The organism is Chloroflexota bacterium, assembly GCA_009840355.1.
GTDB lineage: Bacteria > Chloroflexota > Dehalococcoidia > Lucifugimonadales > JADFKI01 > Bin90.
The window spans coordinates 1-19,976 of the sequence record VXNZ01000033.1 but is presented as its reverse complement, the minus strand read 5'-3'; the positions used below and the strand labels follow the sequence as shown (position 1 = coordinate 19,976).

Sequence of the window (19,976 nt, the reverse complement as noted above, 5' to 3'; positions counted from 1 at the left end):
AGAACGAAGGCAAAGACACTTGAATTGTCTCCCATGTCGAGAGATTACGAGCGGCTCTGTGAATATCCGCAGGCTTGCGTTAGTATGCGTTCAGTATCGGACGACAATGAGTGAGAGGAGCACGACATGAATCCACTGGATAAGGCAGAAATCGGCTCGACAAGCGTTATGGTATCGCGGCTTGGCGTGGGCGGCGCGCCGTTCGGCTCAATGCCGATTGAGGACGCGCAACGAAGTTCCATCGAAAGCATCGGTAAGGGGCTGGATCTGGGCATATCGTATTTCGACACCGCGCCATTCTACGGCGCAGGCAGGAGCGAGCGGTATTACGCGCAGGGACTTGATGGCGTGAACCGCGATTCGTATGTGCTGTCCACGAAGGTCGGACGAGTGCTGAATCCGGTGGACACCGCGCCCGGACAGGATATATTCCGCGACTTGCCGCAGATGGAAGTCGCTTTCGATTTCAGCCGCGACGGAGTGCTGCGCTCGTTTGAAGAAAGCTTGAAGCGGCTGGAGCTGGACCGCGTGGACATACTGCTGATACACGACCCTGACGACTTTCACCAGCAGGCGGTAGATGAGGCATTTCCGGCATTGGCGGAACTTCGCTCGCAGGGCGTCATCGGCGCGATAGGGGCGGGCATGAATTTTTGTGAGCCGCTGGCGCAGTTTGGCCGCGAGGCGGACTTTGACTGCTTCCTGCTCGCCGGGCGATACACTCTGCTCGACCAGTCCGGATTGGACGACCTGCTGCCATTGTGTGAAGAGCGCGAGATGAGCATCATCCTAGGCGGCCCGTACAACAGCGGCGTGTTGGCGTCCGATTTGGGCGAGGGCACGACATACTTCTACCAGTCCACGCCGCCCGAAGTGCTGGAGCAGGCGCGCAAGATAAAGGCGGTCTGCGACAGGCACGATGTGCCGCTGAAAGCCGCCGCGCTGCAGTTCGGCTTGGCACATCCGGCCGTCGCTGCCACGATACCGGGCGCAGTATCAGCCGCCGAAGTGCAGGAAAACTTCGACATGGTTAGCTACACCATCCCCGCCGACCTGTGGAACGAATTGCGGCACGAAGGCTTGCTGCCCGAAAACGCGCCGACGCCGTAATGAGTTTGCGGTGTGGGCATAGTCGATTTGTGCATGCTAGGAAGCGTTGACACAGACACAAATGTAGCAGTCTTTGTTATATTAACGCCGCTTGCAAGCACCGGATTCTTGCGTCCGCAAGCGAAGAAGGCGGAAGTGCTTGTAAAAGCCAAGGAAGGGGAGCGTCGTCATATAGAGGCTGCCTTGACCCGACCCGGCGTGCAACCGGGCAGAGAATTCGTGGACGAAGTCTTCGGCGATTCCCGCTCCAGCTAGGCCGGATTAACTAGGCAACTCGGATTGCGACGGACGAGAGGCAAAGACATGAAATCTTATGCAATGGCGCTAGATTTGCGCGATGAAGCCGATGTAATCGAGCAGTACAAGGAATATCACCGCGCCGTTTGGGACGAGGTGCTGGAAGGGCTGCGCTCTCTCGGCATTGCCAAGATGAAGATATTCCTGCTCGGCAACAGGCTTTTCATGTACCTTGAAGCGCCGGACGAATTCGACTTGGAGCGCGACTTCCCCCGCTACATCGAAGCATCCCCACGCGCAGCAGAGTGGGACGCCCTGATGCGCGAGTTCCAGACTCCCGTCCCCGATGCCAATCCGGACGAATGGTGGGCAGCGATGGAAGAGGTGTTCGACCTGTATGGGTAAATCCTTAAGCTAGAGTTGCCATGGGGAGTGCGAGCGACCCTGACTCGTCATAGCAGTGCCTGAAATTCTTCTCTTGTCATCTCTGTATCTCGGAGAATTTTCGACATAAGCCCAGGTCCGATAATTTGCCTGTGATGAACTGGCACTACTGTTGTTCTGCCGTCAGGATGTCTCATCATCAGGTGGCTCCCTCGTTGCCTTATTCTCTGGAATCCCGCTCTTGATAAGGCTCGAAGCACTTCATCCGCTGCAAGGCTTGGCATCCGACTCATACGCCGACTCTGTGTACACCGACCAAAGTGAGGTTGTTAATTTCGTCTTCGTGTTCGACTTCAAGACAGAGTAGGATAGCTTCTCTGATATTCTCTAGAAGTTCCTCTAGGTTGCTTGCCTGTGTGTGGCAACCTCTCAGCGCAGGAACGCTCCCCACAAGCCAGCCGACTTCGTCCCGTTCAACTATGACGGTGAACTCTCGCATCTGTGCCCTCCGGTTCATCTGCTTGACTACCCCAAACTCTCGTCCAATATCTCCAGCAAATCCTTCGCGCGGTGGGAGTTTTGGGCTCCTTTGGTGCCTATGCCCTCTTCCATCATTTGCAGGCAGAAGGGGCAGGATACGCCAACCGTGTCGGCGCCGGTATCTAGGAAATGATCGGTGCGCACATGGTTGACGCGCCTGCCGCGGCTTTCCTCTACCCACATGTGCCCGCCGCCCGCGCCGCAGCAGAAGCTCTTACTGCGGGATCGCTCCATCTCCACTAATTCCAAGCCCGGTATTGCTTCGGCGATTGCGCGTGGCTGGTCGAATATGCCGTTCTGCCGCCCGAGATAGCACGGGTCGTGGAAGGCGAGCGTCGTGTTCATCTCCACCAGCGGCTTGATCCGTCCGTCCGCTATCAGCTCGGAAACGAACTCGCTGTAGTGCATCACTTCGTAATTGCCGCCCAAGTGTGGGTACTCATTCTTGATGGTGTTGAAGCAGTGCGGGCAGATGGTAACGACCTTCTTCACATCGTAGCCGTTTAGTGTGTCGATGTTCTGCTGCGCCATAATCTGATACAGATATTCATTGCCCATGCGCCGCGCCGGATCGCCGGTGCAGCCTTCTTCCATGCCCAGTATGGCAAAGTCCACGCCGGCGCGCTTCAACACAGACGCCATAGAGCGCGCGACACTTTGGCTGCGCTGCTCTAGCGCGGGAGTGCAGCCCACCCAGAACAGCACTTCCGCTTCAGGATGGTCGGCGAGCAGAGGGATGTCTAAGCCTTCCGCCCAGTCCGTGCGCGCGAATGTCGTGCCGCGCCAGGGGTGTCCGCGCTGTTCCATGCTCAGTAGCGCGTTCATCGCCGTCTCCGGCATCTCCGCCTGCTCCATTACGAGATATCGGCGCATGTCCACGATGGTGCTGATGTGCTCCACGCCTACGGGGCACTCCTCAACGCACGCGCCGCAGGTCAGGCAATCCCACAGCGCCTCTTCCTGAATCCAGCGGCCTATCAGCGGCTTTTCTTCTTGCGGGTCTTCGCCGGCTATGACGCCGGGCGCCGTCTCGAGCGTATGCTCTTTAAGATTTTCCACGATGTGCATCGGCGATAGGATTTTGCCGCTGATATTCGCAGGGCAGACATCAGTGCAGCGGCCACAGACGGCGCAGGCGTAGCCGTCCAGCAGTTGCCGCTGCGTGAAGTCCTGCACACGATGCGCACCAAATACCTCTGCCGTCTCCAAGTCGGTGGGCGTGGGCAGAGCGCCACGCGCCTCCAGCGATCGCGTGTAGAAGTTGATGGGCGCGCCGACGAGGTGCATGTGCTTGGACAGCGGGATGTATATCGCAAAGCCCAGAATTATGGCGAGATGCGCCCACCAGAAGAAGGCTTGCAGAACGCCTGCCGCTTCAGCGTTTACTCCGGTGAATATGTTGGCGATTGCGCCACCGACAGGCGCGGCTGCATGTGAACCACCTCCACCGCCAACGATGTAAAACGCCTCCGTTAGCAGCGTGAATATCATCAGCATGGCAATTAGCGCGAGGATGATTGCCGATTCCTTCTTCTGCGTTAGGTCGAACTTCAGGCGGCTCGGCGTGAAGCCCCAGCGCCTAATCGCCGCCCACGCCAGCACGACCAAGAACAGCGCCGCGAGCACATCGAGATATATCGTGAACGCCTTCAAGCCCGTCTCGGTGAGTATCTTGCCGGACAACGGATGCCACAGCGAATCGCCAAAGATGAACAGCGCGTAGCTCAGCGAGAACGACAGGAAGCCCCAGAATATGAAGAAGTGCGCAAGCCCGGCGCGATCTCGCAATGAAACGCGCTGCAGAACCTTGCGCTGCCCGAAGATGAACGGCAGCGCGCCGAAAAATCGCCGCACGGGCTGGTCGAACCGCTCCGCCGGCTTGCCAAGCAGCACCAGCCGGAACACGCGCTGGTACAGGAAATAGCCCGCGACGGCGAACGCGACTATCGACGCGACATACACGCCCACCCAAGTGGGTATTATTCCGAAAATGCTGTCAGGCGGGACCATTGCCGTCTCCTAGTTTGATTGTCATGCGGCAGCGTTAGATGGCAGTGCCGTAGCGCGAAATATGCACGGGCGAGTTTATCACATGGTGGTGTTCGCGTCAGCCATTGCGCGGCGCTGAGATGGTGATATGACTAGGCAATATTGTGTATCTTTAATCCCATCTTAATCTTCCTCCATCAGAGGGGTAAGGGAATACATCCTGTACATACCCTTGTCAGCCCTTCCTTTCCTGTCCATCGAAACTAACTCTTGGATAGCGGGGAAGCTGACCGCACATGCCGCAATTGCCCTGTAATAGGCATCGTGCTAAAATCGTTGCGAGGCGACAGCCGCCTCATCCGCGCCTGCATTGTCAGGCGGCACAGGTAAAGGACGCACCTATGACACTCCCCGAAAGAATGAAGTTTGGCATCTTCATGGCGCCGTTCCACTGGAAGGGCGAAAACCCTACCTTATCGCTTGAGCGCGATCTTGAGATTATCCAGTGGCTCGACTATCTCGGCTATGACGAGGCGTGGATTGGCGAACACCATAGCGCGGGCTGGGAAATCATCGCCTCGCCGGAGCTGTTCATGGCGACGGCGGCAGAGCGCACGCGCAACATCAAGCTCGGCACGGGCGTCATAAGCTTGCCGTACCACCACCCGATGATGGTTGCCAACCGCATGGTGCTGCTAGACCACCTGACACGCGGGCGTGCGATGCTCGGCGTCGGTCCTGGCGCGCTCGTCACCGACGCGGCGATGCTCGGCATCGACCCGCTTGAGCAGCGACGGCGCATGGACGAGTCCATGACGCTCATTATGCGCCTGCTTAACGAGACCGAGCCTATCACGTATCGCTCCGAGTGGTTCAACTTGGTTGAGGCGCAATTGCACCTCAGGCCATATACCAAGCCGCACTTCCCCATCGCGGTGGCGGCGGCACAGTCCCCGTCCGGCATGGTGCTGGCAGGAAAGCACGGCGCGGGCGTCCTGTCTGTCAGCGTAACGCGCGGCGACAGCATCGCCACGAACCTCGCCGATTTCTGGAAGATTGCTGAAGAGACTGCCGCAGAGCACGGCAACACGATGGACCGCAACGAATGGCGTGTGGTGATGCATGTGCATCTTGCGGAGAGCAAGAAAGAGGCGATAGAGCAGGCGCGCGTGAACGCGGGCCGCTACCAGTACGACTACTTCGTGAAGACGCTGGGTCACCAACTCCCGTTCGAGGTGAAGAGCAACAAAGACCGCGACAAAATTATCGATGTGATGACCGAAAACGGCGCGTGGTGCGTCGGCACGCCGGATGACCTTATCGAAACAATCAAGCGAGTGGACGCGGAAAGCGGCGGCTTCGGCGGCTTTATGATTCAGGCGACCGAGTGGGGCACACGCGAACAGGTGATGCACAGCTACGAACTCGTCGCCCGCTATGTGATGCCGCACTTCCAAGGCTCGCTGGAAAGCTTAGATCGCTCGCAGGTTTGGTCGGAAGGCAAGAAGGACGAGCTGCTCGAAGCCCGCGCCAAGGCAATGGAACGAGCCCGCTCCGACTACGCCGCGACTAGGAATTAGCGCGGACCGGGTGCAATCGCCGCTCCAAGCGTCTCTTCCCCATCTAGGGGAAGGCTTGGATGGATACAAGCGTATTGCACCAAAATAGATTAGGCACGCGCAGTCAGATATAATAAGCAACCAAGTGCCCTTGTCCTTGCGGCATGGGCACTTCTCATATATCAAACTTTAGCGCACACCTACCATGCAGTCAGACATAAACAGACACCAGTAGAAACTGCGACAGCAAAGTACCAGAAAGAGGTAATCGAAAGAAATGCCAAAGATGACAGGCGGACAGGCGTTGGCGAAGCAGCTCCATCGTGAGGGAGTGCGCGTGATATTCGGGTTGCCTGGCGTGCAGCTCTACCACGCGCTCGACGCCCTGGCGGAAGAGACCGACATCAAGTTCATCACCACGCGCCACGAACAGGCTACGGCGTATATGGCGGACGGCTATTCGCGCGCGAGCGGCGGTAAGGAACTTGGCACGGCATTGGTCGTGCCGGGGCCCGGTTTGCAGAACGCGTCGGCGGCTATCGGCACGGCGTACGCGGCATCGTCGCCAATTATGGTCGTCGCTGGGCAGGTGGAACGCGACCTGATTGGCGTTGACCGCGGCGTGCTGCACGAGATTAACGACCAGTTGGACACCATCCGCCCGGTCACGAAGTGGGCGCAGCGAATCCTAGACCCGCGTGATGTTCCTGAGGCGGTTCACGAGGCGTTCTACCAGCTGAAGTCAGGGAGACCCCGCCCGGTCGAGATTGAAATCCCGCCGGAGACGCTTGCCGAAGTGCAGGATGTCGAGCTGCTAGAGCCTGTCAACTACCAGCGTCCCGCCGCAAGCGCGGAATCCGTTCAGGAAGGCGCGCGCATCATCGCGAACGCGAAGAATCCGCTGATATACGCGGGCGGTGGCGTCAACTTATCCGGCGCGAACGCTGCACTGCTCGCGCTCGCAGAGCACTTGCAAGCGCCCGTCATCGAGACGGCAGAGGGTAAGGGCGCTATTTCGGACAGGCACTACCTGTCGCTTGGCGTGCCGCGCCGCATCGACCCGTATCACGACTACATGGCAGAGCACGATGTCATCCTCGCCGTCGGCACTCGCATCCAGACGCCGCAGATTTTGCGTGGGCAGCGTGTCGTGCAAATCGACATCGACGAAGCCGAACTTGGGCGCAACTACGAGAACACATTCGGCATCGCGGGCGACGCGAAAGCAACGCTTGAAGAAATGCTGAAGGTCGTTTCTTCAATCAAGCCCGCGCAGCCAAGCCGCGAAGCTGAGATACAGGAAGTCCGCGATCAGTTCTTCGGCGCTGAGCGCGAGCTTGAGCCGTTGCACTCGCTGTCCAACGCGGTGCGCGCTGCAATGCCGGACGACGGCATTCTGGTCGCCGGCATGACACAGGTCGGTTACTACAGCCGTACACGCTTCCCCGTGTTCGAGCCCAACACATACCTAACATCGTCGTACTTTGGCAATCTGGGCTTCGCGTATCCGTGCGCGCTTGGCGCAAAAGTCGCCTGCCCGGACAAGGCGGTTGTCGCGGTCTCCGGCGACGGCGGCTTTATGTACAATGTGCAAGAACTCGCGACTGCGGTGATGTACGGCATTAATGCGGTGGTCGTGGTGTTCAATGACAGCGCGTTCGGCAATGTGCGGCGCGATCAGTCGGACCGCTTTAACGGCCGTATATACGGCTCTGAACTGCATAACCCCGATTTCGTGAAGCTCGCCGAGTCGTTCGGCGCGAGAGGCGTCCGCGTGGGCAAGGAGAACGCCGACGAACTACAAGCCGCCCTCGAAGAGGCGCTAATTATCGACGCGCCAACCCTAATCGAAGTGCCGATGGGCGTGATGCCGTATCCGTACTAGGAATGGGAACGAAACTAACGTCGAATACACGGGCGATACACAGGATAGCCAGGATTAACCACCATGCGAATGTCTAGGATGTTCGGAAAGACACTGCGCAACGACCCGGCGGAAGCCGAGCTTGCCAGCCACCGCCTGATGCTGCGCGCGGGCATGATTTATCAGGTGTCCGCGGGCTTGTATAGCTACATGCCGCTGGCGCTGCGCTCTTTGCGGAAGATCGAGCAGATTATCCGCGAAGAGATGGACGCGGCGGGCGGGCAGGAAGTGCAGATGTCAGCGCTGCAGCCGCTTGAGTTCTGGGTTGAATCCGGGCGCAGCGCGGCGATGGGCAGCGAGCTATTCCGGCTGAACGACCGCCGCGAACGACCGCTCGTGCTCGCGCCAACGCACGAAGAGCTGCTGACATACATGGTCAAGGCGAATGTGCACAGCTACCGCGACCTACCGCTCATCGTATATCAGATACAGACGAAGTTCCGAGACGAGCCACGACCGCGCGGCGGTCTCATCCGCGTGCGCGAGTTCGACATGAAGGACGCTTATAGTTTCGATGTCGATCAGGCGGGGCTGGATGTGAGCTACGGCGCAATGGCGCAGGCGTATCGCAACATTTTCAGCCGCTGTGGTCTGGACACCATCGAGGTTGAGGCGGACAGCGGCGCAATCGGCGGCAAGGACTCCACCGAGTTCATTCTGGTCGCGGACGCGGGCGAGGACACCGTGGTAATCTGCCAGACCTGCCACTACGCGGCGAACGCTGAGAAGGCGGTGTTCGCCAAACCGCAGCAGGATGCCGAGCCGCTGCTTCCTATCGAAGAGGCGCATACGCCCGGCATAAAGACCATTGAAGAACTGTGCGAATACCTTGAGGCACCTGCGAGCAAAACGCTCAAGGCGGTCTTCTACATGACCGGCGGCGAGTTGGTGTTCGTGGTGATTCGCGGCGACTTGGAAGTGAACGAAGTCAAGCTGTCGAATGTGCTGGGCGGCGCGCCGGATCTGCGTCTCGCCACGCAAGAAGAGGTGGCTGCGCACGGGTTGACGGCGGGTTCCGCATCGCCCATCGGCATCGAAGGCATCCGCATCGTCGCGGACGATTCCATTGATATGGGATCGAACTTCCTCGCCGGCGCGAACCGCCCGGACTACCACCTTCGCAATACCAACCACCACCGCGACTTCGAGGCGGACATCGTGGACGACATCGCGCTCGCGCAGCCTGGCGACGCCTGCGCCAAATGCGGCATGAAGCTGATTATGCGGCGTGGCATCGAAGTCGGGCATATCTTCAAGCTCGGCACGCGCTACAGCGATGTGCTGGAAGCGCAATATCCGGACGAGAACGGTGAGCCGCACCTCATCCTTATGGGCTGCTATGGAATCGGCGTCGGACGGCTGCTCGGCGCCGCCATCGAGCAGAACCACGACGAGCGGGGCATGGTGCTGCCCTCGACCATCGCGCCATACGATGTTTCGCTTGTTGCGCTAAACATGCAAAATGAAAGCGTGGCAGAATCCGCGCAGGCGCTCTACGATGAACTGCGCGCAGCCGGCATCGAAGTTCTCTTCGACGACAGAAACGAGTCTGCCGGCGTAAAGTTCAACGACGCGGACCTAATTGGCTTACCCGTCCGCCTAGTCGTCAGCACACGAAACATACGCGAAGGCGTAGTAGAAGCGAAAGCCCGCGCATCAGACGACGCGGAGACGGTTGCCACCGTAGAAGTTGTCGGTAAGGTAAAGGCAATACTGGCGAGCTAGCGGCTCTTGCCAGACTGATTTCAAGGCCGTGCTCCCTAATATCGGTTACCGTAAAGATAAGAGCATCCCCGAACACTAATGCAAATTAGTAGGTCAGAGATAATTTCACAAATGCAATTTACTCCTGTCATTTCGAGCGAAGCGAGAAATCTAAAGTCGGAAACAGTTTGCATGCGACGATCCCTGCCTTCGCAGAGACATGCTTTAGATTCCTCACTGCGTTCGGAATGCTAAGAACAGCGCGGAATGACAACATTAAGGATTTGTGAAGTCGTCTCGTCAGGATGGTGCTAGCCGGCCGCCGCTCGTCGCAATAAAGCGACAATGCCCGCCGACTAGCCATTGTCCGCGAGAACAGCCCGCAGGAAGCGCCGAACCTCTGCTTCGTAGCGCACATTGTCATGATTCCACGAGCGCGCGTGGCTTGCTGAGGGGAAGCCGACATAGCGCACTATGTCCTGCCGCGCATCCGCGAGACGCCTGCTGATTGGCGCTGGCACTAGCTCGTCTGCCTCACCATGCAAGATGAGCACCGGCGTGCGAAGTTCGGACGCCCTGGCTAGGTAGTTCATTCGCCGCCAGTCTATACCAAATCGCAGCGCGGCAATCGCTTTGCCCCACTTCACGATGAAGCGCGGATAGCCCCGCAAATTCCCCACGATGTCCAGCGTCCCGCTAAAGTCCAGCAGCGGCGAATCCATCACCGTACCGCGTACTTTGTCCGCAAGCGGCGATTTGCACAGCAAGTTGACGCACATACCGCCGCCCATGCTGTAGCCGTACAGCACGAAGTCGCCCGCGCCGTTGTCCAGCGCGTACTGCATTGCCGATTCCAAGTCGCGCCACTCGGTCATTCCTAGCCAGTGTTGCTTGTCTGCGCTCGCGGGCGCTTGCTCATCGTTGCGATATTCGATTGCCAGAATTGGCATCCCTGATTCGGCAAGCGTGGGCATTATGCGCAGCGATTCGTTTGGATGTGCCCCACGCCCGTGCACGAACACGATCCATGTACTACCGCTGCCCGGCACGAACCAAGAGTGGCATTCGCCTAACTCGGTGTTGTATCGGACCTGTTCGTAGGCGATGCCGTGCGACGTCAGAGGATTTTCGGGGCATGCGTAGAGGTCTAATCGCGCCGGTTCGTCCGCACCGATGGTTGCGGTTAGCGGTATGTATTCGCGCACCGCGTAGCCTTTGCCCCGCTGCAAAATGCGCCCTACTTGCCCATAACCGCCCGCGCTCACAATGCCGAATATACCATCGTGGTGCAAATCCATCGCGCCGCGCTGTGTGTCAACGGCACGAAGGGTTATGCGCCCATCGCCATCGCTATGTGCGATTAAGTCGAACGGCGGCGTCCGGTGGTTCGCCGATAGGCTGCCGGCATGTAGCAAGTTCGACAGGTGGATGCCGTACACACCGCCGGCAATTGCAAGTGCAATGACGGCGATAGCAAGTACGACTAGCGCTAGTTCCATTCGCTACTCCCGCTGCCGCTTGTTGCGGGGAATCGAATGCTTGGCGAATAATAGGGCAGCGCCGGCAGCACTTATGCTTCCGCCAGTTCGAATTCGACTTGCCGCACCTCTTCCATCAGCGCGACGAGCATGTCTGCCTCGTCCACGATGCGCGCCTTCTGCCCTTTGCGGAAAATGATGGCGCGACCGGCGCCGGCCGCTATGCCAACATCGGCATCTTTCGCCTCGCCGGGCCCGTTCACCTCGCAGCCCATCACCGCCACTTTGATGGGCGTCTTGATGCTCCGCAGCAGCTCATCGACATTGTTAGCGAGCGCGCGCACGTCCACATCCGCCCTGCCGCAACTCGGACAGGCAACGAGCGTTGTACCTTCCTTGCGCAGTTCGAGCGACTTCAGGATTTCCATGCCCGTGTAAATCTCTTCGCACGGGTCGTCGCTCAGCGAGACGCGGATTGTGTCGCCGATGCCTTCGTACAGCAGCATGCCGAGTCCGATTGCGCTGCGAATGCTGCCGGACTTCGCCGTGCCCGCCTCAGTGATGCCCAAGTGGAACGGGTATGGTACCAGTCTCGCCAAGCGCTGGTAAGCCTCAACGGTGGTGTCGATGTCGAACGCCTTCAGCGAAATCTTGATGAGATCGAAGTCTAGGTCTTCTAGAATGCCAATCTCCCACAGCCCGGTCTCAACCATGTGATCGACGACGGTGTACTCGCCCTCGGACGCCTCGCCCGCCTTCGGCAGCATATTCACGCCGTCTTTGTGCCGCGACAGACCGCGCGTAACGCCGATACCGCCGACAGGAGGGAGGCTACCAAAGTTCACGCCAATGCGAATGGGCACCTGCCGCGCTTTCGCCTCCAAGACTACTGCCTCGACCTTTTCGCGGTCGCGGATGTTTCCGGGGTTGAGACGCAGGCAATCCACGCCGCTCTTCAGAGATTCTAACGCGAGCTGATAGTGGAAGTGAATGTCCGCAACGATGGGGATATTGACCTGCTTCTTGATTTCGGCAAGCGCTTTGGCGGCTTCCATATCCGGCACGGCGCAGCGGATAATTTCGCCGCCAGCATCCTCGACCTCACGGATTTGGCGCACGGTGGCTGCGACATCGCGCGTGTCCGTCTTCGTCATTGACTGCACACTCACCGGCGCATCGCCGCCAATCTTCACATCGCCGACATACACTGGCTTCGTTACGCGTCTCTTTCGCACTCGCCTGTCTCCTGTCCACTGTGGCATATCCACTGTGGGGGATTGCCGTTCCGACTTGTCCGTTCTTCGTTGATGCAAGATTGACAGTATAGGATGTATTACCTGCGCTGCGCCTGTGTGCCCTTGCTTTGCCTTCTCCATAGATTGGTGAAAGATTGGTGAAGGCCACGATGACACATCAATTCTTCCCCCGTGTTCTTATCGACGCTTCCGCATCTATTACGGTATCACGCTATCCCCGTTTATCAGCCGCAAAATGTCGAAGTAGCTCACAACCACTATCAGGCCGATTAGCACTACGAAGCCGACTAGGTGCGCCATGCCTTCATAGCGCGGCGATATGGGCTTGCCGCCGCGCAGGAACTCTAGTAACACGAACATTAGCCTGCCGCCGTCGAGCGCCGGGATGGGTAGCAGGTTGACAATGCCCAGGCTTATGCTGATTATCGCCGTCAGCTGCAACAGTGGCGATATGCCGCTCTCCGCGACTTGCCCGGTTACGCGCGCGATGCCGACGGGACCGGACAATCCAGGATCAGGCCCGCCGGACGCCCAGCGCGATATGCTTGACTGCGTTAGCGTGAGCACTTTCCACATTTGCTGGAACGACATCGGTACTGCTTGGAATATGGAATAGTCGCGCTCCACAAGCCGCGTGTCGTAGGTGCCAATCATCACGCCCATCGCGCCTTGCCGCATCGTGTCGCCGATTTGCAGGCTGGACTGGTAGCGCCGGGCGTCCGCCAGCGACACTTCGCTTGTTGGATCAACCACGCGTTCCACGACACGCAGTTCAGGCGGGTCAACGCGTGGCACGAGTATCGCGATTTCGTGGCTGCCGGATGTGGGCTGCGGAGCGGGCGGATTGCCGATGAACACGCCGCGCTGTATGGTCAACTCGGTTGGCGAGCCTAGATTGGACATCGTTTCCTGCATCAGATCGGCGTGCGTGTCCAGCTGGCTGCCGTTCACCGCGACAATCGCATCGCCCGATGTCAGCCCTGCCTGTTCTGCCGGAGAGTTTGGGGCGACTGCGGTGATTACGACTCTTCCGCTCGGCACATCGTGTGGTAGCGCGAACATCACCGCGAACACGATTACCGGGAAAATCAGGTTCACGAATGAGCCGGCGAGCAGCACAATGGTACGCTTCCATGCCGATTGCGAGGCAAAACTGACCTCTTGCGGCACGACGGAGCGCAGCCGGCGGTCGTATGACTCGCGCGATTCCGGGTCGGACACAACAGAGTGGGCGTGTTCGGCGTATCGCAGCATGCCGGCGCGGTTATCCGGATTCTTCTTGTTTATCAGATCGACAAGCTCCGCATAGCCATCGTCTATTTCCTGCTGCGTGGCGTTCGGCGCGACTTCGAGCAGCCCGTAGTAGTCCGGCGGGTCGGCAGGTTCCATTTTTACATTCTTGATAAGCTCGTCGTAGGCGGCGCGCTTTTCCGGATTGGACAGCTCGCTGTACGCGATTTGCAGCGTGTGCAGCATACGGTCGCGGCGCTCCGGTTCACGCAGGTTGATAAGTTCGACCAGCTCGACATACGACCTTCGGATGTCCTCCTGTGATGCGTCTCGCGGGACGGCGAACAAGCCGTAGAAGTCAGGGTAGTTGTGCCTGCCTCTTATGAGAATCACATTCTTGTCTGGCTTTTGCCGCACATACTTGCCCTCTTCGATGCCCTCGCCGTGCTCTCCGACCATTCGCACGAAGCCGCCCAACGGAATCCAGTTTATGGAATAGATCGTGCCGCCCGGCGAAAAGCGCACGCCGACAAGTCGCGGCGGAAAGCCGAAGCCGAACTCCTTGACCGTGATGCCAAACCACTTAGCGGTCAGGAAGTGCCCCATCTCGTGGATGAAGATGAGAAAGCCCAGCACGGGGAATACGAGCAGCCATGAGGGAAGATCGAACAAGAGAGTTATACCTCCACGGTACTTGCGGCGCGCTGCCGCGCGGTTGCAGCGGCGTCCAGCGCGTCCTGCAATGTTGGCTCTTCGATATTGCGGTGGTCGCGCAGCGCGTCCGCGATGACTTCCTTAATCTCCAAGAAGCCAATCTTGCCGTCTAGGAACAGGTCCACGGCGGCATCGTCCGCGCCGCATAGTGCGGCAGGCCAAGTGCCGCCGCGCCGCGCAACTTCCAGCGCGAAGTAGAAGCACGGATAGCGCGATTCGTCCATCGGATCGAAGTTTAGCGCTCCGGTAGCGAGCGGGTTGAACGGGGTGATGGCGGGGTTGTGCAGGCGGCGCGGGTAGAAGAGCGCATATTGGATTGGCAGGCGCATGTCCGGCGGGCTTATCTGCGCCTTCACCGAGCCGTCCACGAACTCCACCATCGAATGAATCATACTCTGCGGGTGAATGACCACATCGATGTCGTCCCAGTCCACACCGAATAGCCAGTGCGCTTCGATGACCTCAAACGCCTTGTTCATCATCGTTGCGGAGTCCACGGTTATCTTCGCGCCCATACGCCAGGTTGGATGGCGCAGCGCCTGTTCGCGCGTAACGCCGGCGAGCTGGTCGAGGGGCGTATCGCGGAATGCGCCGCCCGACGCGGTAATAATCAGCTTGGAAATCGTCCTGTCCTCGCCGCGCAGGCACTGCCATATAGCGTTCGGCTCGCTGTCTAAAGGCAGCAGCGAGACACGATGCTCACGCGCCGCGCGGGTCACCAGGTCGCCCGCGATGACGACAGTTTCCTTGTTGGCGAGCGCGATGTCCTTGCCCGCCTCTATGCCGGCGAATGTGGCAGGAATGGCGACATCGCCCGTCGTCGCCGCGACCATGATGTCCACATCGGCACAGGACGCCATGTCGTCGATGTTGCAGCTGGCGCAGCGGTGTTCGTCGAGGAACTCCCGCTCGAATTCTCTGCTTTCGCAATAAGCCATCGCAGGATGAAACTCGCGAATCTGTTGTGCGAGAAGGCTGTGGCTACGGCGCGCGGCGAGTCCCACAACGACGAAATCATGCGGAAAAGTGCGCACGATGTCCAGCGTCTGCGTGCCTATGGAGCCCGTAGAGCCTAGGATAGCAAGCCCTTTTGTTGTACTTCCCATATCACGAAGTAGAATACGACCGGCAGGGGGAAAAGAATCGAGTCGATTCTGTCGAGAAGACCGCCGTGCCCCGGAATCAGAAAGCCTGAATCCTTGACGCCCGCCTTGCGCTTCATCGAGGATTCGACGAGGTCGCCTATCTGCGCTAGAATGCCGATGAGCGCGCCCAACAGTATCGCTTCCATCATTATAGCATTTAAGCCGAGCAGGTTCACGGAAAGCGCGCTTGCGACGACCGCGCCGACAAACCCGCCGATAGACCCTTCGCGCGTCTTGTTCGGGCTGATGTTCGGCGCAAGCGGCGTCTTGCCTATGGTGCGCCCGACGAAATAGGCGCAGGTGTCGGTGGCGAAGACGACTATCAGGATGTAGAAAATCCACTCCATGCCCTGGTCGAGGGCTCGTATCTGTGGTGCGAAGAAAAGGAATCCGCTCGCGTAGATCGAAATCGCTATGGCGGAGAAGAATCGGGGGGAGCCGCCGCTACCCCAAATCTGATCGGTTCTCGCCAGCCGCCATGCGGCGAGATACATCGACACGACAATTGCATACTTGGTGAATGTGACGACAAAGTCGGGCGTGAGTTCGCCCCAGGCTTTCAGCTCGACTCCGTTCGCCGCCTGATGCCCGCTGCTAATCATGAACGCGGTCAGGATGACGGGTATGCCGACATGGACGGATTCGCCCCATTTCGCCGCGAGCTGTCGTACTTCAACGGTAGCGATGATGGCGACGATGAATATGAACGCGGAGAACCAGTGAATCTCCTGATCTGGCGGCCCGAACCACACCACGAACGCGAGTATTGGCAGCCCGAAGGCGGCGCTGGCAAATCTCAGTAACACGCTGCCCTCTCCTGCTTGCTCAGGCACGGCGTGACTGGACACGGCTTGACTATGCAAGACATGGGCAAAGTTCTAGCGCACTTCGCCGAAACGCCGCTTGCGCCCGGCATAGGCGTCGAGCGCATTATCAACTTCGGATTCGTCGAAATCGGGCCAGAGCACCGGCGTCGTGTAGTACTCGGCGTACGCGGCTTGCCAGATGAGGAAGTTGCTCAGCCGCTGCTCGCCTGATGTGCGAATGATAAGGTCGGGGTCCGGCATCTCGCCGTCGTACATGTACTGCCGCAGCAAGCCCTCGCTGACATCCTCCGCGCGCACGCCGTCGGCAATCATGGAGCGCACGGCTTGCACAATCTCCGCCCTGCCGCCGTAGTCGAAGGCGACGCACACCGTCATACGGGAGTTGTGCTTGGTTAGCTCGACGCTTTCGCAGATAGAGCGGCGCATTTCCGGCGGCAAGCGGTCGAGCCTGCCAATGTGCCGCAGCCGAATGCCGCCGCGGTGCAGCTCATCGACCTCGCTGCGAATGACTTCGTTGACAATCGCGAGCAACGCCTGCACTTCTGCGCTCGGTCGATTCCAGTTCTCGGTGGAAAATGCGTACAGCGTCAGGTATTGTACGCCGCGCTTGATGAATGCCTGGATAATGCGGCGGATGTTCTCGGTGCCGGCGCGGTGTCCTTCGCTGCGGCTCATGCCACGTTGGGACGCCCAGCGCCCGTTGCCGTCCATTATGATCGCGACATGGAGAGGAGGCGGCTCCGGCGTCCGTGAGCATGCGGACAGGTCGGCAGCGGTGTTCGGTTCCACTTGTGTGGCCATCGGTCAGAGGCTGGTGCGCCTCATACCTCCATAACCTCTGCTTCCTTCTCCTGCTTCATTTCTTGCATTTGGCTGGAGAAGGCGTTGGTGATTTCCTGCAGTTCCTCCTGCATGTAGCGGCTTTCGTCTTGGGAAATCTCTTTGTTGCGCTCCATCGCTCGAAACTCGCCCAAGCTGTCGCGGCGAATGTTGCGGATCGACACCAAGCCGTCTTCCACCTTGCGCCCGACAAGCCGCACGAGTTCCCTGCGGCGCTCCTCGGTCAATACGGGCAGGTTGAGCCGAATGGCGGTGCCGTCGTTGTTCGGAGTCAGCCCGAGGTCAGACATCAGGATGCTGCGCTCGACATCCTTGATGGACTGCTTGTCCCACGGCTGTATCATCAGCACGCGCGCTTCCGGCACGGATATGGATGCCAACTGGTTCATAGGTGTGGGGATGCCGTAGTATTCGACGGTGAGCGTCTCGACCAAGGCGGGTGATGCGCGGCCTGTGCGGATAGTATTCAGCTCGCGCTTCAAAGCGTCAACAGACTTCTGCATCCTATCGTCGGTTTCCAACAGCACATCTTCAGCCGTAGCCATAGTCGAACTCTCCATTGCTCTCGCGAGTCTATTCAGAGTTGTGTGATTAGGGTGGTGGGTCTGACGCCACCACCGATCCTAGCCTGTCGCCCGCGATTATCTTCTCTATGCTTCCGGTCTCGAACAGGTCGAACACGATTATCGGCAGGTCGTTGTCCATGCACAGCGACAGCGCGGTCGCGTCCATCACACGAAGCCGCCGCTCCAATGCTTCCTGATGCGTGATGAAATCGATCTTCGCCGCGCCGGGAAATAGGTTGGGGTCGGATTCGTAGATGCCATCGACGTTGTTCTTTGCCATCAGCAGCACTTTGGCTTCGATCTCGATTGAGCGAAGCGCGGCAGCAGTGTCCGTCGTCATAAACGGATTGCCGGTGCCGCCGGCGAAGATTACCACACGCCCTTTTTCCAAGTGGCGAATGGCGCGCCGCCGGATGTACGGCTCTGCAATCTGCTGAACTGTGATGGCGCTCTGCGTCCGAACCTCAAGTCCGTGATGCCGTTCAAGGGCGTCCTGTAATGCAAGTGCGTTGATTATGGTCGCCAGCATGCCCGCGTAGTCTGCGGTCGAGCGGTCCATACCTTCGGACTCGGCTTCCCAGCCTCTGAGAATGTTGCCGCCACCTACGACGATGCCAATTTGCACGCCCAGTTCGCATATGTTCCGTATCTGCTGCGCCATGTAGGCTACGGCGCCGGAATCGGTACCATAGCCGCGTTCGCCGGTGAACGATTCGCCACTCAGCTTAAGCAGCACACGCTGGAAATTCGCGCTGGCACGCCGCAAGGGTGCGTCACTCTCCCAGCGAGAATCTGCTAAACCTGCGCACGCGGATGTTCTCGCCCAGCTTGCCGATGCCCTCGTTGACCAGGTCTTGGATGGACTTGGACGGGTCCTTGATGAAGGGCTGGTGCATCAGCACGGTCTCCGCGCTTTCGGCGTCTTCGCCGTCCGGCACATCGTCGCCGCTGACATAGGAAGGCGCCATCGCGGCGACCTGCATCGCTATGTCATGCGCGAGTTCCTTGAAGTCGTCGGTGCGCGCCACGAAGTCCGTCTCGCAGTTCACCTCGAGTAGCACGCCGATGCGTCCGCCGCTGTGGATATAGGACTCGACGATACCCTCTTCGGTCGAGCGCGCAGCCTTTTTGGACGCGCTGGCGATGCCCTGCTGCGTAAGCAAGTCTTCTGCCTGCGCCAAGTCGCCTGCGGTCTCTTCTAGCGCACGCTTGCAGTCCATAATGCCCGCGCCCGTGCGTTCCCTAAGTTCTTTGATTGTCGCTACACTGAGTTCCAACTCTGCACCTGATTGTCGCGCAGTGTGTCTGCGCGTATTGCTATTGAATTATGAAGAATGCTCTTGTCGTACTTGGTCATTCACCGGTGAGCGTTCACCGATGGCAGGTACTCGCCGGCGCCGGACATTAGTATGTGGGATGATCGTAGATGTTGATTATGCAGGCGCGGCTTCGCTTGCTGCCGGAGCAACGGCTACTGGTTCAGCAGCTACCGGCTCCTGTGCAGCTTCCGGGACTGCCTGCACATCGCCCTCAGGAGTTGCGGCTTCGCCCATCTCTTCGTACTCGAAAGCGTTCGCCCTGTTCACGCCCTCGATGATGGCGTTGCTAATCCTGCCTGTTACGAGGCGGATTGAGCGAATGGCGTCATCGTTGCCGGGAATGGGATAGTCGATAAGGTCCGGATCGCAGTCCGAATCGACGAGCGCGACGATGGGAATGCCCACGCGCCTAGCCTCTGCTACGGCGATCGCCTCCTTGCCGATGTCGATGACGAACAGCGCTCCGGGCATCTCGGTCATTTCTTTGATGCCGCCGAGATAGCGATTCAGGCGCGCGATGGAAGCCTCTCGTTTGAGCGCTTCCTTCTTCGTGTAAGTGATGAATTCGCCTTTCGCGCGCTGGGTTTCCAGCTCGACGAGGTAGTCGATGCGCGACTGGATAGTCTTGAAGTTCGTGAGCGTGCCACCGAGCCAGCGAGTCGTGATGTGGTAGGCGTTGGCGCGCTGCGATTCGCTGACGATAGTGTCCTGCGCCTGCTTTTTCGTGCCGACCATAAGCACTTTCTTGCCTTCAGCCGCAACATCGCCAATGAAGCTCGCTGCTTCTTCGAGCATACGCAACGTCTTTTGCAAGTCGATGATGTGTATGCCGTTGCGGTGCGTGAAAATATAGCGCCGCATTTTGGGATTCCACCGGCGCTTTTGGTGCCCGAAGTGGACGCCCGCTTCAAGAAGGGACTTCATAGTGATATTTGCCGGCACACTTGGCTGCGGCGCGCGGGACGCCTGCTGGACCACAATGCTCGACGTCGGTGATGCGGCTGGTACGGTTTGCTGCATATACGCCTTCCTAGACTACCTCACATGGAACAATTTAACATCCAAAAGAGTATAGCACACCCGCGATATACGGGGCAATTTTCGGTACTGTATCAGTTTGAAATTTGTTCAATCGCTAAATGAGACTCAACCAA

18 protein-coding genes are annotated in these 19,976 nt (G+C 58.8%); 5 read left to right on the top strand and 13 right to left on the bottom strand.

Annotated elements, in window-relative coordinates:
- Nucleotides 1–126 precede the first annotated feature (126 nt).
- Together F4X57_09570 and F4X57_09565 are read left to right on the top strand one after the other, a co-directional pair.
- Nucleotides 127–1,110 (top strand): aldo/keto reductase, encoded by a 984-nt coding sequence (locus F4X57_09570; protein MYC07402.1) that lies wholly within the window; start codon nucleotides 127–129, stop codon nucleotides 1,108–1,110.
- Nucleotides 1,111–1,413: 303 nt separating this feature from the next.
- Nucleotides 1,414–1,752 (top strand): L-rhamnose mutarotase, encoded by a 339-nt coding sequence (locus F4X57_09565; GenBank protein ID MYC07401.1) that lies wholly within the window; start codon nucleotides 1,414–1,416, stop codon nucleotides 1,750–1,752.
- 47 nt (nucleotides 1,753–1,799) lie between these two features.
- Here the strand turns inward: F4X57_09565 and F4X57_09560 are convergent, their stop codons facing one another.
- From F4X57_09560 to F4X57_09550, 3 genes are read right to left on the bottom strand one after another with little or no spacing between them, the layout of a single operon-like run.
- A complete protein-coding gene (locus tag F4X57_09560) occupies nucleotides 1,800–2,024 on the bottom strand; it encodes a type II toxin-antitoxin system HicA family toxin (protein ID MYC07400.1) in 225 nt (74 codons plus the stop codon).
- The gene (locus F4X57_09555; protein ID MYC07399.1) at nucleotides 2,021–2,230 is read right to left on the bottom strand and encodes a type II toxin-antitoxin system HicB family antitoxin; all 210 of its coding nucleotides are present in this window, start codon (nucleotides 2,228–2,230) and stop codon (nucleotides 2,021–2,023) included. The genes F4X57_09560 and F4X57_09555 overlap by 4 nt, the downstream gene beginning before the upstream one ends.
- A 26-nt stretch (nucleotides 2,231–2,256) precedes the next feature.
- The gene (locus F4X57_09550; protein ID MYC07398.1) at nucleotides 2,257–4,281 is read right to left on the bottom strand and encodes a (Fe-S)-binding protein; all 2,025 of its coding nucleotides are present in this window, start codon (nucleotides 4,279–4,281) and stop codon (nucleotides 2,257–2,259) included.
- Nucleotides 4,282–4,661: 380 nt separating this feature from the next.
- Between F4X57_09550 and F4X57_09545 the strand changes: the two genes are divergently transcribed.
- The 3 genes from F4X57_09545 (at nucleotide 4,662) to F4X57_09535 (ending at nucleotide 9,468) form a co-directional block, all read left to right on the top strand.
- Nucleotides 4,662–5,840, top strand: a complete 1,179-nt coding sequence (locus F4X57_09545) for an LLM class flavin-dependent oxidoreductase (GenBank protein ID MYC07397.1) — start codon at nucleotides 4,662–4,664, stop codon at nucleotides 5,838–5,840.
- A gap of 256 nt (nucleotides 5,841–6,096) precedes the next feature.
- Nucleotides 6,097–7,704, top strand: a complete 1,608-nt coding sequence (locus tag F4X57_09540; GenBank protein MYC07396.1) for a thiamine pyrophosphate-binding protein — start codon at nucleotides 6,097–6,099, stop codon at nucleotides 7,702–7,704.
- A 63-nt stretch (nucleotides 7,705–7,767) separates the two neighbouring features.
- Entirely contained in the window at nucleotides 7,768–9,468 is a 1,701-nt protein-coding gene (locus tag F4X57_09535) for a proline--tRNA ligase (protein ID MYC07395.1), read from the top strand.
- Nucleotides 9,469–9,803: 335 nt separating this feature from the next.
- Here F4X57_09535 and F4X57_09530 read toward each other — a convergent pair whose 3' ends face one another.
- The 10 genes from F4X57_09530 to rpsB form a co-directional block, all read right to left on the bottom strand.
- Entirely contained in the window at nucleotides 9,804–10,946 is a 1,143-nt protein-coding gene (locus tag F4X57_09530; GenBank protein ID MYC07394.1) for an alpha/beta fold hydrolase, read from the bottom strand.
- A gap of 71 nt (nucleotides 10,947–11,017) precedes the next feature.
- Nucleotides 11,018–12,160 carry a flavodoxin-dependent (E)-4-hydroxy-3-methylbut-2-enyl-diphosphate synthase gene (gene ispG, locus F4X57_09525; GenBank protein ID MYC07393.1) on the bottom strand — a complete coding sequence of 381 codons (1,143 nt, stop codon included), beginning with the start codon at nucleotides 12,158–12,160 and terminating at the stop codon, nucleotides 11,018–11,020.
- A gap of 219 nt (nucleotides 12,161–12,379) precedes the next feature.
- The gene (locus F4X57_09520; GenBank protein MYC07392.1) at nucleotides 12,380–14,083 is read right to left on the bottom strand and encodes a DnaJ domain-containing protein; all 1,704 of its coding nucleotides are present in this window, start codon (nucleotides 14,081–14,083) and stop codon (nucleotides 12,380–12,382) included.
- A 5-nt stretch (nucleotides 14,084–14,088) separates the two neighbouring features.
- Entirely contained in the window at nucleotides 14,089–15,231 is a 1,143-nt protein-coding gene (locus F4X57_09515; GenBank protein MYC07391.1) for a 1-deoxy-D-xylulose-5-phosphate reductoisomerase, read from the bottom strand.
- A complete protein-coding gene (locus F4X57_09510) occupies nucleotides 15,198–16,133 on the bottom strand; it encodes a phosphatidate cytidylyltransferase (protein MYC07390.1) in 936 nt (311 codons plus the stop codon). The genes F4X57_09515 and F4X57_09510 overlap by 34 nt, the downstream gene beginning before the upstream one ends.
- Before the next feature lie 15 nt (nucleotides 16,134–16,148).
- Nucleotides 16,149–16,898 carry a di-trans,poly-cis-decaprenylcistransferase gene (gene uppS / locus F4X57_09505; GenBank protein ID MYC07389.1) on the bottom strand — a complete coding sequence of 250 codons (750 nt, stop codon included), beginning with the start codon at nucleotides 16,896–16,898 and terminating at the stop codon, nucleotides 16,149–16,151.
- Between the two features lie 20 nt (nucleotides 16,899–16,918).
- The gene (locus F4X57_09500; GenBank protein ID MYC07388.1) at nucleotides 16,919–17,482 is read right to left on the bottom strand and encodes a ribosome recycling factor; all 564 of its coding nucleotides are present in this window, start codon (nucleotides 17,480–17,482) and stop codon (nucleotides 16,919–16,921) included.
- A 46-nt stretch (nucleotides 17,483–17,528) separates the two neighbouring features.
- On the bottom strand, nucleotides 17,529–18,269 hold the full coding sequence (locus F4X57_09495) for a UMP kinase (protein MYC07387.1): 741 nt from the start codon (nucleotides 18,267–18,269) through the stop codon (nucleotides 17,529–17,531).
- A 7-nt stretch (nucleotides 18,270–18,276) separates the two neighbouring features.
- Nucleotides 18,277–18,780, bottom strand: a complete 504-nt coding sequence (gene tsf, locus F4X57_09490) for a translation elongation factor Ts (protein MYC07386.1) — start codon at nucleotides 18,778–18,780, stop codon at nucleotides 18,277–18,279.
- A 156-nt stretch (nucleotides 18,781–18,936) separates the two neighbouring features.
- Nucleotides 18,937–19,746, bottom strand: a complete 810-nt coding sequence (rpsB, locus tag F4X57_09485) for a 30S ribosomal protein S2 (GenBank protein ID MYC07385.1) — start codon at nucleotides 19,744–19,746, stop codon at nucleotides 18,937–18,939.
- Between the last annotated feature and the right edge of the window lie 230 nt (nucleotides 19,747–19,976).

Bases quoted from the DNA above. Each gene is read 5' to 3' on its own strand.
- F4X57_09500 (MYC07388.1), bottom strand. From the start codon at position 17,482: ATGGCTACGGCTGAAGATGTGCTGTTGGAAACCGACGATAGGATGCAG.
- F4X57_09535 (MYC07395.1), top strand. From the start codon at position 7,768: ATGCGAATGTCTAGGATGTTCGGAAAGACACTGCGCAACGACCCGGCG.
- F4X57_09530 (MYC07394.1), bottom strand. From the start codon at position 10,946: ATGGAACTAGCGCTAGTCGTACTTGCTATCGCCGTCATTGCACTTGCA.
- F4X57_09515 (MYC07391.1), bottom strand. From the start codon at position 15,231: ATGGGAAGTACAACAAAAGGGCTTGCTATCCTAGGCTCTACGGGCTCC.
- F4X57_09555 (MYC07399.1), bottom strand. From the start codon at position 2,230: ATGCGAGAGTTCACCGTCATAGTTGAACGGGACGAAGTCGGCTGGCTT.
- F4X57_09545 (MYC07397.1), top strand. From the start codon at position 4,662: ATGACACTCCCCGAAAGAATGAAGTTTGGCATCTTCATGGCGCCGTTC.
- F4X57_09565 (MYC07401.1), top strand. From the start codon at position 1,414: ATGAAATCTTATGCAATGGCGCTAGATTTGCGCGATGAAGCCGATGTA.
- F4X57_09550 (MYC07398.1), bottom strand. From the start codon at position 4,281: ATGGTCCCGCCTGACAGCATTTTCGGAATAATACCCACTTGGGTGGGC.
- F4X57_09560 (MYC07400.1), bottom strand. From the start codon at position 2,024: ATGAGTCGGATGCCAAGCCTTGCAGCGGATGAAGTGCTTCGAGCCTTA.
- uppS (MYC07389.1), bottom strand. From the start codon at position 16,898: ATGGCCACACAAGTGGAACCGAACACCGCTGCCGACCTGTCCGCATGC.
- rpsB (MYC07385.1), bottom strand. From the start codon at position 19,746: ATGAAGTCCCTTCTTGAAGCGGGCGTCCACTTCGGGCACCAAAAGCGC.
- F4X57_09540 (MYC07396.1), top strand. From the start codon at position 6,097: ATGCCAAAGATGACAGGCGGACAGGCGTTGGCGAAGCAGCTCCATCGT.
- F4X57_09570 (MYC07402.1), top strand. From the start codon at position 127: ATGAATCCACTGGATAAGGCAGAAATCGGCTCGACAAGCGTTATGGTA.